The organism is Enterobacter genomosp. S, assembly GCF_001631805.1.
GTDB classification, from domain to species: domain Bacteria; phylum Pseudomonadota; class Gammaproteobacteria; order Enterobacterales; family Enterobacteriaceae; genus Enterobacter; species Enterobacter quasihormaechei.
Genome location: NZ_LVVA01000003.1, coordinates 58,536 through 71,149, shown reverse-complemented (window position 1 = coordinate 71,149; position 12,614 = coordinate 58,536). Strand labels below are relative to the sequence as shown.

Sequence of the window (12,614 nt, the reverse complement as noted above, 5' to 3'; positions counted from 1 at the left end):
TGCCAGAAAAGGGTGGAATGTAAAGTATAGTCAAGGCTTCAGGCCGATTTGCAGCGCCAGTTCACGAATAATGCCTGCCGTCATGCCCCAGACAAAATAATGCTGATACCACGACAGCCAGACCCGATGATCTTGCCCGCGACGGTGAATATCCAGCGGGTGATAGCGACCCAGACGAAGGGCCTCTTCGAGCGGCATTTCGAACACGGCTGAAACTTCATCGACGCTGGCGTGATATTGAAGATCGGGCGGAATAATGCCGACCACCGGCGTGACCTGAAAACCGGTGACGCTGTCAACCGGCGGCAGGACGCCGATCACCTCCACCGCTTCCGGGGGGATCGCCACTTCCTCGTGCGCCTCGCGCAGCGCGGCGGCAATCAGGGAAGCATCGGTGCTGTCCACCGCGCCGCCGGGAAACGCAACCTGACCGGCGTGTTTTCGCATATGCGGTGCGCGCTGGGTAAGCAACAGACCCGGCTGTTCACGACGCACTACCGGGATCAGCACCGCCGCCTGACGTTGATTCAGCGTGGCGCGGGTAACCTGGGGCCGCAGAAGCTGAAAGCGCGACAAAAAATCATCCAGCGTCAGGTTTTCTTTCTTCACCGTGAGTTCTCCAGTTGTTTCAGGATACGATTCACTTTATCAAACGTTTCCTGATATTCAGCCCCGGCCTGGCTGTCGGCCACTATGCCACCGCCTGCGGAGCAGTAAAGATTCCCGTCGCAGGCGGTGAGCGTGCGAATGGTGATGCTGGTGTCCATGGTTCCGCACAGGCTCACATAGCCGATGCTGCCGCACCAGGCGTTGCGTCGATGCGGTTCCAGTTCGTCGATAATCTCCATCGCGCGCACCTTTGGCGCGCCTGTGATGGACCCCCCCGGAAACGCGGCGCGGAGCAGATCGCAGGCGGTGTGCGAGGACGGCAGACGGGCGGTAATGGTGCTGACCAGATGATGCACCGCCGGGAAAGGCTCCACGATAAACAGCTCCGGTACGCGCACGCTGCCCGGCTCGGCGACGCGGCCAATGTCATTGCGCATCAGATCGACAATCATCAGGTTTTCGGCACGGTCTTTGGGCGAGGCAGCCAGCTTCTGCGCCTGCTGACGGTCTGCATCCGTATCGGCAAGGCGCGGCAGGGTGCCCTTGATCGGGCGGGTCTGAATCGTCCCTTCCGCCAGATGGATAAAACGCTCGGGCGAAAGGCTGAGGATCGCACCGCGCTCCAGGCGTATAAACGCGCTGAACGGCGCCTTGTTGCTGGCATTGAGGCGGATAAACGCCTGCCATTCATCCCCCCGGTATGCTGCCTGGAAGCGCTGGGCCAGGTTCACCTGATAGCAGTCGCCACTTTGCAGATACGCCTGCACGCGGGAGAATTTTTCCGCGTATTCCTTCGCGCTCATGTTTGAGCGCCAGCCGGAGGTCAGCGTAAACTGATCCGTTACGGCGGGCCGTTGTGCCTCAAGCCAGGCCAGACGCGCCTGCACGTCATGGTGGCTCAGCAGGGATACCGTCTGTTTACGGTGATCCACGATCAGCGCCCAGTCATACAGGCCCACCGCCATATCCGGCAGGGCAATATCCGCCTGCGCAAACTCGGGCAGCTTTTCGAAACGGCGGCCCAGATCATAACCAAACAGCCCCAGCGCGCCTCCCTGAAAAGGAAGGTCCGGGTTCGGCGTGGCGGATAAGCCCAGCGCGTTGATCTCCTGCTGAAGCCGCAGCAGCGGATCGTCCGTTGGCGACAGCTCATCGGTCGTCAGCGTTTTCACCGGATCGGCCACCAGAATATCAAAACGGCTGTAAGGGTGATCCGCATGGCCTGAGTGCAGCAGCATGGCAAAAGGAAGATGGCTCAGACGGGCAAACCAGAACTCGGCGGCGTCCGTACGCCAGGGCAAGGTAATAACAGTGGGGAAGCGCATGTTCATGTATGGCATACTACCGGGCAGCGTGAAATAATTAGCGCGAATAATTTAGCAGGAGTTAACGATGTTTGCAGGTTTACCTTCTCTCAGCCATGACCAACAGCAGAAAGCCGTTGAACGTATTCAGGAGCTGATGTCCCAGGGGATGAGCAGCGGACAGGCGATTTCCCAGGTCGCGGAAGAACTTCGCGCCACCCATACCGGTGAGCGTATCGTGGCGCGTTTTGAGGATGAAGATGAAGAATAACCGGCTTACACTGCCGCGATAATCTTGATCTCAACTTTGTATTCCGGTTTCATCAGCGTGGCCTGTACGGTGCAGCGTACAGGCGCGTGACCCGCCACGACCCACGCATCCCAGGCTTTGTTCATCGCTGCGAAATCGTCTTTATTCGCCAGAAAAATGGTCGCATCCAGAATGCGGGATTTATCGCTGCCCTGTTTTTCCAGCACAGCATCAATTTGCGCCAGGGTGTTCGCCGTCTGCTCGAACGCATCCGCGTCCAGATTTGACGGTACACCGGTGTAGTACAGCGTCTGGTTATGGATCACCACATCAGACCAGCGGGCTTCGGCATCAATGCGCGTAATTGTCATATACGTATCCTCGTTATCTTTCGTCGTCAGGCGGCAAGACTGCCATAATGTTCCGCCGTCGTCACTATTTGGGGTGGCACCGGAGAGAAGGGGCTGACATAATCCCTGTGCAAAAATACAGTGAGAGAACACCGTGGCAGACGATTTTTCCCCAGAAGGTCAGTTAGCACAGGCTATTCCCGGTTTTAAACCGCGTGAACCCCAGCGTCAGATGGCGCATGCCGTCGCGCACGCTATCGACAAGGCGCAGCCGCTGGTCGTGGAGGCCGGAACCGGTACGGGGAAAACCTATGCTTACCTCGCCCCTGCGCTGCGGGCGAAAAAGAAGGTGATCATCTCTACGGGGTCGAAAGCGCTCCAGGATCAGCTCTACAGCCGCGACTTGCCCACGGTGGCGAAAGCGCTGAAATACAAAGGGCGTCTTGCCCTGCTGAAAGGGCGCTCAAACTACCTGTGCCTGGAGCGTCTTGAACAGCAGGCGCTGGCCGGCGGTGACCTGCCTGTACAAACCCTGAGTGATGTGATCGTCCTGCGCGCCTGGGCCAACCAGACGGAGGAGGGGGACATCAGCACCTGCGCGAGTGTGCCGGAAGACTCTCCGGCCTGGCCGCTGGTGACCAGCACCAACGACAACTGCCTTGGCAGCGACTGCCCGCTGTACAAAGACTGTTTTGTGGTGAAAGCCCGTAAAACGGCGATGGATGCCGACGTGGTGGTGGTGAACCATCACCTGTTTCTTGCGGATATGGTGGTCAAGGACAGTGGATTTGGCGAGCTGATCCCGGAGGCAGAGGTGATGATCTTCGATGAAGCCCATCAGCTTCCGGACATCGCCAGCCAGTATTTTGGCCAGTCGCTCTCCAGCCGTCAGCTTCAGGATCTGGCGAAAGATATCACCATTGCCTATCGCACCGAACTCAAAGATACCCAGCAGTTGCAGAAGTGCGCGGACCGCCTGGCACAATGCGCGCAGGATTTCCGCTTACAGCTTGGCGAGCCGGGCTATCGCGGCAACCTGCGTGAACTGCTGGCAGACAAAAATATCCAGCGCGCGCTGCTGCTGCTCGATGATGCCCTTGAGCTCTGCTACGACGTGGCGAAGCTGTCACTGGGCCGTTCCGCCCTGTTAGACGCTGCCTTTGAACGCGCCACGCTCTATCGCGGGCGGCTGAAACGGCTGAAAGAGATCAACCAGCCGGGGTACAGCTACTGGTACGAATGTACCTCCCGCCACTTCACCCTGGCGCTGACGCCGCTGACCGTTGCCGATAAATTCAAAGAGGTGATGGCGCAAAAGCCCGGCACCTGGGTCTTTACCTCGGCCACGCTGTCGGTGAATGACGATCTGCATCACTTTACCGAGCGCCTCGGCATTGAGCAGGCTGAATCTCTGCTTCTGCCGAGCCCGTTCGACTACGAAAAACAGGCGCTGCTGTGCGTGCCGCGCAATCTGCCGCTGCCTAACCAGCCGGGGGCCGCGCGTCATCTGGCGGCCATGCTGAAGCCGATGATTGAGGCCAACAACGGGCGTTGTTTCATGCTGTGTACATCCCACGCCATGATGCGCGATTTGGCCGAGCAGTTCCGCGCCACCATGACGCTGCCGGTGCTGTTACAGGGAGAAACCAGTAAAGGCCAGCTGCTCCAGCAGTTTGTCAGCGCCGGTAATGCCCTGCTGGTGGCGACCAGCAGCTTCTGGGAAGGGGTGGACGTGCGCGGCGATACGCTCTCACTGGTGATTATCGATAAGCTGCCGTTCACATCCCCGGACGATCCGCTCCTGAAAGCGCGCATGGAGGATTGCCGTCTGCGCGGAGGCGATCCGTTCGACGACGTCCAGCTGCCGGATGCGGTCATTACGCTTAAGCAGGGAGTAGGGCGACTGATCCGCGACGTCACCGACCGCGGCGTGCTGGTGATCTGCGATAACCGCCTGGTTATGCGCCCCTACGGCGCAACCTTCCTCGCCAGCCTGCCGCCCGCGCCGCGCACGCGGGATATTAAACGCGCGGTCCGCTTCCTGGCGAACCCAACGGCGGAGTAATTCTCGCCGGAGTGTGTTAAGATGCGCGCCATTTTGTGACTGACCCTTGCGAGAGCGCGACGACCAATGCGAATTCTGGCTATTGATACCGCAACAGAGGCGTGTTCCGTTGCCCTGTGGAACGACGGTAAGACCTTTGCCCATTTCGAAGAGTGCCCCCGGGAGCATACCCAGCGTATTCTTCCCCTGGTAAAAACCATTTTGACCGAGGGCAACGCCGCCCTGACCGACCTCGACGCGCTGGCCTATGGCCGTGGCCCGGGCAGCTTTACGGGCGTGCGTATCGGGATTGGCATTGCGCAGGGGCTGGCGCTGGGCGCTGACCTGCCGATGATCGGCGTCTCCACGCTTGCCACGATGGCGCAGGGCGCCTGGCGTATGACCGGCGCTACCCGCGTGCTGGCTGCCATCGACGCCCGTATGGGAGAAGTGTACTGGGCGGAATATACCCGTGATGAAAACGGCGTCTGGCACGGCGAAGATACCGAGGCGGTGCTCAAGCCCGAAGCCGTGACTGAGCGCCTGAAGCAGCTCTCCGGCGAGTGGGCGACGGTGGGAACCGGCTGGCCGGCATGGCCTGAGATGGCGAAGGAAATCGGTATTACGCTGGTGGACGGCAACATGCTCCTGCCCGCCGCAGAAGATATGCTGCCGATTGCCCGTCAGCTGCTTGACGCAGGTAAAACCGTGGCGGTTGAGCACGCTGAACCCGTTTATTTACGAAACACCGTCGCGTGGAAGAAACTTCCAGGCCGCGAATGAATCTCAGTAACAGGAACTGAGAAAAAGGAGTCGCATCATGGCGGTTCAGACTAAAGTTGTACGCCTTCTTATGGCAGGCGTTGTTGCCATAGCACTGAGCGGTTGCGTCACCGTTCCTGATGCGATCAAGGGCACCAGCCCGACGCCACAGCAGGATCTGGTACGCGTGATGAACGCCCCGGAGCTCTATGTCGGGCAGGAAGCGCGGTTTGGCGGCAAGGTGGTTGAGGTCGTTAACCAGCAGGGTAAAACCCGTCTGGAAATCGCCACCGTTCCGCTGGACGACGGCGCGCGACCGATTCTGGGTGAAGCCTCGCGCGGGCGGATCTACGCTGACGTCAGCGGCTTCCTCGATCCGGTTGATTTCCGCGGACAACTGGTGACCGTCGTCGGGCCGATTACCGGTTCGGTAGCAGGTAAAATCGGCAATACGCCGTACAAATTCATGACCATGCAGGTCAACGGCTACAAGCGCTGGCGTATCGCCCAGCAGGTGGTGATGCCGCCACAGCCTATCGATCCGTGGATGTGGGGCCCTCATCCGTACCGTTACGGCTACGGTGGCTGGGGCTGGTATAACCCCGGTCCTGCACAGGTACAAACCATCGTAACTGAGTAACTTCCTGTTATTTATAGTAAAGAGACAGCGGCTCAGCCGCTGTCTCTGTTTTTTTACGCTTAAAACGAAAAAAAAGAGTGACGCGCTTCGCAACCTGTAATCTGAACAATTAATAAACTGGTACGCTGAGTTAATATAATGTTAACAAACTGTTTATTATCGGGGCTGTGATGACGACGAATACTCATTTCAGAGGTGATGCATTGAAAAAGGTTTGGCTTAACCGTTATCCCGCGGATGTCCCTGCGGAGATCAATCCTGACCGTTATCAATCCCTGATTGAATTATTTGAACACTCGGTACGGCGCTACGCCGACCAGCCCGCATTTGTGAACATGGGCGAAGTGATGACCTTCCGTAAGCTGGAGGAGCGCAGCCGGGCGTTTGCGGCCTATTTGCAGGAGGGGCTTGGGTTGCAGAAAGGGGATCGCGTTGCGCTGATGATGCCAAACCTGCTGCAATATCCGGTGGCGCTGTTCGGGATCCTCAGGGCAGGGATGATCGTTGTTAACGTCAACCCGCTTTATACCCCGCGCGAGCTGGAACATCAGCTGAATGACAGCGGTGCGGTGGCGATTGTGATTGTCTCCAACTTTGCCCACACGCTGGAAAAAGTCGTTGAAAGAACCCAGGTTAAGCACGTCATTCTGACGCGCATGGGCGACCAGCTCTCTACCGCGAAAGGTACGCTGGTCAACTTTGTCGTTAAATACGTTAAGCGCCTGGTGCCGAAATACCATCTGCCGGATGCCATCTCCTTCCGCCGCGCGCTGCATGCGGGCTACCGAATGCAGTACGTGAAGCCGGAGATCGTGTCGGAAGATTTGGCGTTTCTGCAATACACCGGTGGTACCACGGGCGTGGCCAAAGGGGCGATGCTGACCCATCGTAACATGCTGGCGAACCTGGAACAGGTTAACGCCACCTACGGGCCGCTGCTGCACCCGGGCAAAGAACTGGTGATCACCGCGCTTCCGCTGTATCACATTTTTGCGCTGACCATGAACTGCCTGCTGTTCATCGAGCTGGGCGGCCAGAACGTTCTGATTACTAACCCGCGCGACATTCCGGGGCTGGTCAAAGAGCTGGCGAAATACCCGTTCACCGCCATGACCGGCGTGAATACGCTGTTTAACGCTCTGCTCAACAATAAAGAGTTTCAGCAGCTGGATTTCTCCACGCTGCACCTCTCTGCGGGCGGCGGGATGCCGGTTCAGCAGGCGGTTGCCGAGCGTTGGGTGAAACTCACCGGGCAGTATCTGCTGGAAGGCTATGGCCTGACGGAGTGCGCCCCGCTGGTCAGCGTTAACCCGCATGACATCGATTACCACAGCGGCAGTATCGGCCTGCCGGTGCCGTCAACGGAAGCCAAACTGGTGGACGATGAGGGTAACGAAGTGCCTCACGGCGAGCCAGGCGAGCTGTGCGTAAGAGGGCCGCAGGTGATGCTGGGCTACTGGCAGCGCCCGGATGCCACGGACGAGATCATCAAAGACGGCTGGCTGTACACCGGCGACATCGCGGTAATGGATGACGAGGGCTTCCTGCGCATCGTCGATCGCAAGAAAGACATGATCCTCGTTTCCGGTTTCAACGTCTATCCGAACGAAATCGAAGACGTGGTGATGCAGCACAGCGGCGTGCTGGAAGTGGCAGCGGTGGGCGTTCCTTCCGGCAGCAGCGGGGAAGCGGTGAAGATATTTGTGGTCAGAAAAGATCCTTCTCTTACCGAGGAAGCGCTGATAACGTTTTGTCGCCGGCAGCTGACGGGCTATAAAGTGCCGAAGCTGGTGGAATTTCGCGATGAGCTGCCGAAATCCAACGTCGGGAAGATATTACGACGAGAATTACGTGACGAAGCCCGTGCCAAAGTGGACAATAAGGCCTGAGCTTCACGTTAATCGCCCAGACGCCGGTTAAGCCGGCGTTTTTTATGGGCGCAAACAAAAGAGAGTCCGATTTGAATTACCAGATGATCACTACCAACGACGAGCTGGCTTCGCTGTGCGAGGTGACGCGTGATTTCCCCGCTATCGCCCTGGATACGGAATTTGTCCGCACCCGCACATACTACCCGCAGCTGGGCCTGATCCAGATGTATGACGGCAAGCACGTGTCGTTGATTGACCCCCTTGGCATCACCGACTGGGCGCCGATGCGCGCGCTGTTGCTGGATACCGCCGTGACCAAATATCTGCACGCCGGCAGTGAAGATCTGGAAGTGTTCCTCAATACCTTTGGCATCATGCCGGAACCGCTGATTGATACCCAGATCCTCGCGGCGTTCAGCGGTCGCCCGCTATCCTGGGGCTTCGCCGCGATGGTGGAAGAGTACACCGGCCTGACGCTGGATAAGAGCGAATCGCGCACGGACTGGCTCGCGCGCCCGCTGACCGCGCGTCAGCTTGAATATGCCGCGGCGGACGTCTTCTACCTGCTACCGATTGCCGGCCAGCTGATGAAAGAGGCGGAGGCGTCCGGCTGGCTGGCTGCCGCGCTGGACGAGTGTCGCATGACGCAGCAGCGTCGCCAGGAAGTGGTCGACCCGAAAGACGCCTGGCGTGATATCTCCAACGCCTGGCAGCTGCGCACGCGTCAGCTGGCCTGCCTGCAACTGCTGGCGGACTGGCGCCTGCGTAAAGCGCGCGAGCGCGACCTGGCGGTTAACTTTGTGGTGCGCGAAGAGCACCTGTGGGCGGTGGCGCGCTATATGCCGGGCAGCCTTGGCGAGCTGGACAGCATTGGCCTTTCCGGGAGCGAGATCCGCTTCCACGGTAAAACGCTGCTGGCGCTGGTGGAGAAAGCCCAGCAAGTGCCGGACGACGCGCTGCCAGAGCCGCTGCTTAACCTGATGGATATGCCGGGCTACCGCAAGGCGTTCAAAGATATCAAAGCGCTGGTGCAGACGGTGGCGAGCGAAAGCAAGCTGAGCGCGGAGCTGCTGGCTTCACGTCGTCAGATTAACCAGCTGCTGAACTGGCACTGGAAGTTGAAACCGCAAAATGGTTTACCGGAACTGGTCGCTGGTTGGCGGGGCGAACTGATGGCAGAACGACTGAACACCTTGCTGGAAGGGTATCCGCGCTAAAGAAGTGCAGCCCCGGGAAGCGCAGCGCCACCGGGGAAATTGCCGGGCGGCGCAACGCTTGCCCGGCCTACGATACGACGAAGCGCAAACGGTTTTAACGCGACTCTTCCGCTTCCGGAAGCGTCACGTTCAGCTCCAGAATCGAAATATCCCCGTCTTTTTGCTCCAGCTGAACGGTGACCATTTCCGGGTCAATCTGCACGTACTTGCAGATCACTTCCAGAATGTCTTTGCGCAGCTGCGGCAGGTAGTGCGGTTCGGCGTCGCTACGACGACGCTCCGCAACGATAATTTGCAGACGTTCTTTTGCGATGTTTGCGGTGCTTTTTTTCCGCGAGAGAAAAAAGTCCAGTAATGCCATAACTTATCCTCCGAACAGGCGTTTGAGGAAACCTTTCTTCTCTTCTTCAATGAAGCGGAAAGGACGTTCTTCTCCCAGCAGACGGTCAACGGTATCCGCATACGCTTTACCCGCGTCTGCCTGTGTATCCAGAATCACCGGCTCGCCCTGGTTAGAGGCGCGCAGTACGGACTGATCTTCCGGGATCACGCCAACCAGTTTGATGCGCAGGATTTCCAGCACGTCTTCCATGCTCAGCATATCACCTTTATTTACGCGGCCCGGATTGTAGCGGGTCAGCAGAAGGTGCTCTTTAATCGGCTCCTGGCCATTTTCCGCACGACGAGATTTCGACGCCAGAATGCCGAGAATACGGTCGGAGTCGCGTACTGACGAGACTTCCGGGTTGGTGGTGATGATGGCTTCATCCGCGAAGTAGAGCGCCATCAGCGCGCCGGTTTCGATACCGGCAGGGGAGTCGCAGACCACGAAGTCGAACTCCATCTTTTTCAGCTCGTCGAGCACCTTTTCCACGCCTTCACGGGTCAGCGCGTCTTTGTCACGGGTCTGGGACGCCGGGAGGATGTAGAGGTTCTCGGTGCGCTTGTCTTTAATCAGCGCCTGGTTAAGCGTGGCATCGCCCTGAATGACGTTGACGAAGTCATACACCACGCGACGCTCGCAGCCCATGATCAGGTCCAGGTTACGCAGACCGATATCAAAGTCGATTACGACGGTTTTCTTTCCCTTCTGGGCCAAACCAGTAGCGATGGCCGCGCTGGAGGTGGTCTTGCCAACGCCTCCTTTACCCGAAGTCACAACAATAATGCGTGCCATAGAAATTCCTTGTTAAAAGGGATCAATTTAACGGTTGAACGGTCAAAGCGTTGTCTGCCAGTTGCAGACGGGCCGCTTTGCCATAAAATTCGGCTGGGATTTTGTCGCTCAGCCAATATTCACCTGCGATAGACACCAGTTCTGCTGTCAGGTGAGTACAAAAAATTTGTGCTTCTCGATCGCCGCTGGCGCCCGCAAGCGCACGCCCTCGCATCATACCGTAAACGTGAATATTGCCATCCGCAATCAGTTCCGCGCCTGCGCTGACGTGGCTTGTAACAATCAGATCACAGTTTGGCGCATAAATACGCTGACCGGAACGAACCGGCAGATCAATCAATCGCGTTTTTGTGACTGGGGTTACATTTTGCGCCGGAGACGGGGGAGCGGGAACGGGTGCAGGCGCAGCACGTGGGGCCTTTTCTTTGCCTTCGTTCAGCAAAGGCAAACCCGCACGGTCAATTTCGGCTTTCAGTTCAGCGTCTTTGCAGCCGCTAATGCCCACAATGCGTAAGCCCGTAGAGGTGACGGCCTGCTGGAGTCGCTTCCAGTTAACCGGACCCTCAAGGTCGCTTACGTTGACGACGACAGGAGCATGCTTAAGAAAAGCGGGAGCCTGCGCGATTTTGTCTTCTAACGCCTGACGAATAACCTCGGGTTTTGCATCATGCAAATGAACCACTGATAAGGTGAAGCTACTGCCTTTAAGCTCGATGGGCGTATTTGACATCCTGGCCTTACTCAATTTGCTATTAACCGCAACACATCGCCGCGATATTCCGAAGAGTATCAGGCATGTTATAGTCAGGAGTATATTGAGGCAAGCAACCACCCGTTAATTCAGAGTAAAAACATGTTTTGTGTGATCTACAGAAGTACGAGCCGCGACCAGACCTACCTTTATGTCGAAAAGAAAGACGATTTTTCCCGCGTGCCTGAGGAATTAATGAAAAGTTTTGGCCGACCGCAGCTGGCAATGCTGCTGCCGCTGGACGGCCGCAAGAAGCTGGTGAACGCCGATCTGGAAAAAGTCAAAAAGGCGTTGACCGAACAGGGCTATTATTTACAGCTTCCGCCACCGCCGGAGAATTTATTAAAACAGCATCTTGAGATGAGCGGAAAGAAATAAGCCCGGGTCACGCCGGGAACAACCCATCAACCGATTAGGGGTCGAGCATGTATCAACATCATAACTGGCAAGGTGCATTACTGGATTATCCCGTCAGCAAAGTGGTCTGCGTAGGCAGCAACTATGCAAAACACATTCAGGAGATGGGGAGCGCCGTGCCGGAAGAGCCGGTTCTGTTTATCAAGCCAGAAACTGCACTGTGCGATATTCGCCAGCCGCTGGCTCTGCCGCAGGGACTGGGCTCGGTGCATCATGAAGTGGAGCTGGCGGTGCTGATCGGCGCCACGCTGCGTCAGGCCACCGAAGAGCACGTAGAGAAAGCGATTGCGGGTTACGGTGTTGCGCTTGACCTGACGCTACGCGACGTTCAGGGCAAAATGAAGAAAGCAGGGCAGCCGTGGGAAAAAGCCAAGGGTTTTGATAATTCATGCCCGATTTCCGGTTTCGTTCCGGTGAGTGAATTTACCGACGACCCGCAGAATACGCCGCTCAGCCTGAAGGTCAACGGCGAGATCCGCCAGCAGGGTTCGACCGCCGATATGATCCATAAGATCGTTCCGCTGATTGCCTACATGAGCCGCTTCTTCACCCTGAAACCCGGCGATGTGATCCTGACTGGCACCCCGGAAGGTGTGGGCCCGCTGCACGCTGGCGACGAGCTGGACGTCAGTTTTAACGGCCTGTCGCTAAAAACCCGCGTGCTGTAAAAGCACCTTGCCGCCTGAAAAGGGCGGCAAAACTTGCATCAACGTGCCAGACTCGTTATAAGGTGCGCTCTATTTTGACGTGTGGACATCCCGATGAACGATATTCCTTTCTGGCAAAGCAAAACGCTCGACGACATGACCGACGCGGAGTGGGAATCGTTGTGTGACGGCTGCGGGCAGTGCTGCCTGCATAAGCTCATGGATGAAGATTCGGACGAAATCTATTTCACCAACGTAGCGTGCAAGCAGTTAAACATCAAAACCTGCCAGTGCCGCAACTATGAGCGCCGTTTCGAATATGAGCCGGACTGCATCAAGTTAACCCGTGAAAACCTGCCGACCTTTGAGTGGCTGCCGCATACCTGCGCGTATCGCCTGCTGGCGGAAGGAAAGGACCTGCCTGCGTGGCATCCCCTGCTGACGGGGTCGAAAGCGGCGATGCACGGCGAACGTATTTCCGTGCGCCATATTGCGGTGAAAGAGTCAGAGGTGCGGGACTGGGAAGACCACATCATGAATCATCCCAACCGCTGATAATAAAAAACCCGCCGAGG

Annotated in this window: 15 protein-coding genes; 9 read left to right on the top strand and 6 right to left on the bottom strand. The window is 57.5% G+C overall.

Annotation, left to right across the window (positions count from 1 at the left end):
- Positions 1-30: 30 nt before the first annotated feature.
- Complete coding sequence (locus A3466_RS04690; protein ID WP_063449615.1) at positions 31-609, bottom strand: CoA pyrophosphatase; 579 nt, start codon at positions 607-609, stop codon at positions 31-33.
- Entirely contained in the window at positions 606-1,940 is a 1,335-nt protein-coding gene (pabB, locus tag A3466_RS04685) for an aminodeoxychorismate synthase component 1 (protein WP_063449614.1), read from the bottom strand. Before pabB ends, A3466_RS04690 begins: the two co-directional genes overlap by 4 nt.
- Positions 1,941-2,001: 61 nt before the next feature.
- On the opposite strand from pabB, the gene A3466_RS04680 reads away from it, so the two are divergent.
- Entirely contained in the window at positions 2,002-2,184 is a 183-nt protein-coding gene (locus A3466_RS04680; protein ID WP_003859925.1) for a YoaH family protein, read from the top strand.
- 5 nt (positions 2,185-2,189) lie between these two features.
- On the opposite strand, the gene A3466_RS04675 is transcribed toward A3466_RS04680, so the two are convergent.
- Positions 2,190-2,534 (bottom strand): RidA family protein, encoded by a 345-nt coding sequence (locus tag A3466_RS04675; protein ID WP_063449613.1) that lies wholly within the window; start codon positions 2,532-2,534, stop codon positions 2,190-2,192.
- Between the two features lie 133 nt (positions 2,535-2,667).
- On the opposite strand from A3466_RS04675, the gene A3466_RS04670 reads away from it, so the two are divergent.
- The 5 genes from A3466_RS04670 to rnd all read left to right on the top strand — a co-directional run bounded on the left by A3466_RS04670 (position 2,668) and on the right by rnd (position 9,047).
- A complete protein-coding gene (locus A3466_RS04670) occupies positions 2,668-4,578 on the top strand; it encodes an ATP-dependent DNA helicase (protein ID WP_023303884.1) in 1,911 nt (636 codons plus the stop codon).
- A gap of 66 nt (positions 4,579-4,644) precedes the next feature.
- Positions 4,645-5,340 (top strand): tRNA (adenosine(37)-N6)-threonylcarbamoyltransferase complex dimerization subunit type 1 TsaB, encoded by a 696-nt coding sequence (gene tsaB, locus A3466_RS04665; protein ID WP_063449612.1) that lies wholly within the window; start codon positions 4,645-4,647, stop codon positions 5,338-5,340.
- Between the two features lie 37 nt (positions 5,341-5,377).
- Positions 5,378-5,959, top strand: a complete 582-nt coding sequence (locus tag A3466_RS04660; RefSeq protein ID WP_063449611.1) for a Slp family lipoprotein — start codon at positions 5,378-5,380, stop codon at positions 5,957-5,959.
- Between the two features lie 203 nt (positions 5,960-6,162).
- Positions 6,163-7,848 (top strand): long-chain-fatty-acid--CoA ligase FadD, encoded by a 1,686-nt coding sequence (gene fadD / locus A3466_RS04655; protein WP_074160934.1) that lies wholly within the window; start codon positions 6,163-6,165, stop codon positions 7,846-7,848.
- 83 nt (positions 7,849-7,931) lie between these two features.
- Positions 7,932-9,047 (top strand): ribonuclease D, encoded by a 1,116-nt coding sequence (gene rnd / locus A3466_RS04650; RefSeq protein ID WP_131797701.1) that lies wholly within the window; start codon positions 7,932-7,934, stop codon positions 9,045-9,047.
- Positions 9,048-9,141: 94 nt separating this feature from the next.
- On the opposite strand, the gene minE is transcribed toward rnd, so the two are convergent.
- From minE to minC, 3 genes are read right to left on the bottom strand one after another with little or no spacing between them, the layout of a single operon-like run.
- The gene (minE, locus tag A3466_RS04645; protein WP_003859937.1) at positions 9,142-9,408 is read right to left on the bottom strand and encodes a cell division topological specificity factor MinE; all 267 of its coding nucleotides are present in this window, start codon (positions 9,406-9,408) and stop codon (positions 9,142-9,144) included.
- A gap of 3 nt (positions 9,409-9,411) precedes the next feature.
- The gene (gene minD, locus A3466_RS04640; RefSeq protein ID WP_063449608.1) at positions 9,412-10,224 is read right to left on the bottom strand and encodes a septum site-determining protein MinD; all 813 of its coding nucleotides are present in this window, start codon (positions 10,222-10,224) and stop codon (positions 9,412-9,414) included.
- A gap of 22 nt (positions 10,225-10,246) precedes the next feature.
- Positions 10,247-10,954 carry a septum site-determining protein MinC gene (gene minC, locus A3466_RS04635; protein WP_063449607.1) on the bottom strand — a complete coding sequence of 236 codons (708 nt, stop codon included), beginning with the start codon at positions 10,952-10,954 and terminating at the stop codon, positions 10,247-10,249.
- A 123-nt stretch (positions 10,955-11,077) separates the two neighbouring features.
- On the opposite strand from minC, the gene A3466_RS04630 reads away from it, so the two are divergent.
- From A3466_RS04630 to A3466_RS04620, 3 genes are all read left to right on the top strand, one after another.
- A complete protein-coding gene (locus A3466_RS04630; RefSeq protein ID WP_063449606.1) occupies positions 11,078-11,353 on the top strand; it encodes a YcgL domain-containing protein in 276 nt (91 codons plus the stop codon).
- A gap of 47 nt (positions 11,354-11,400) precedes the next feature.
- Positions 11,401-12,060, top strand: coding sequence for a fumarylacetoacetate hydrolase family protein (locus A3466_RS04625; protein WP_063449605.1), 660 nt, complete (start codon positions 11,401-11,403; stop codon positions 12,058-12,060).
- Between the two features lie 93 nt (positions 12,061-12,153).
- Complete coding sequence (locus tag A3466_RS04620; RefSeq protein WP_063449604.1) at positions 12,154-12,594, top strand: YcgN family cysteine cluster protein; 441 nt, start codon at positions 12,154-12,156, stop codon at positions 12,592-12,594.
- The last annotated feature ends 20 nt before the right edge of the window (positions 12,595-12,614 follow it).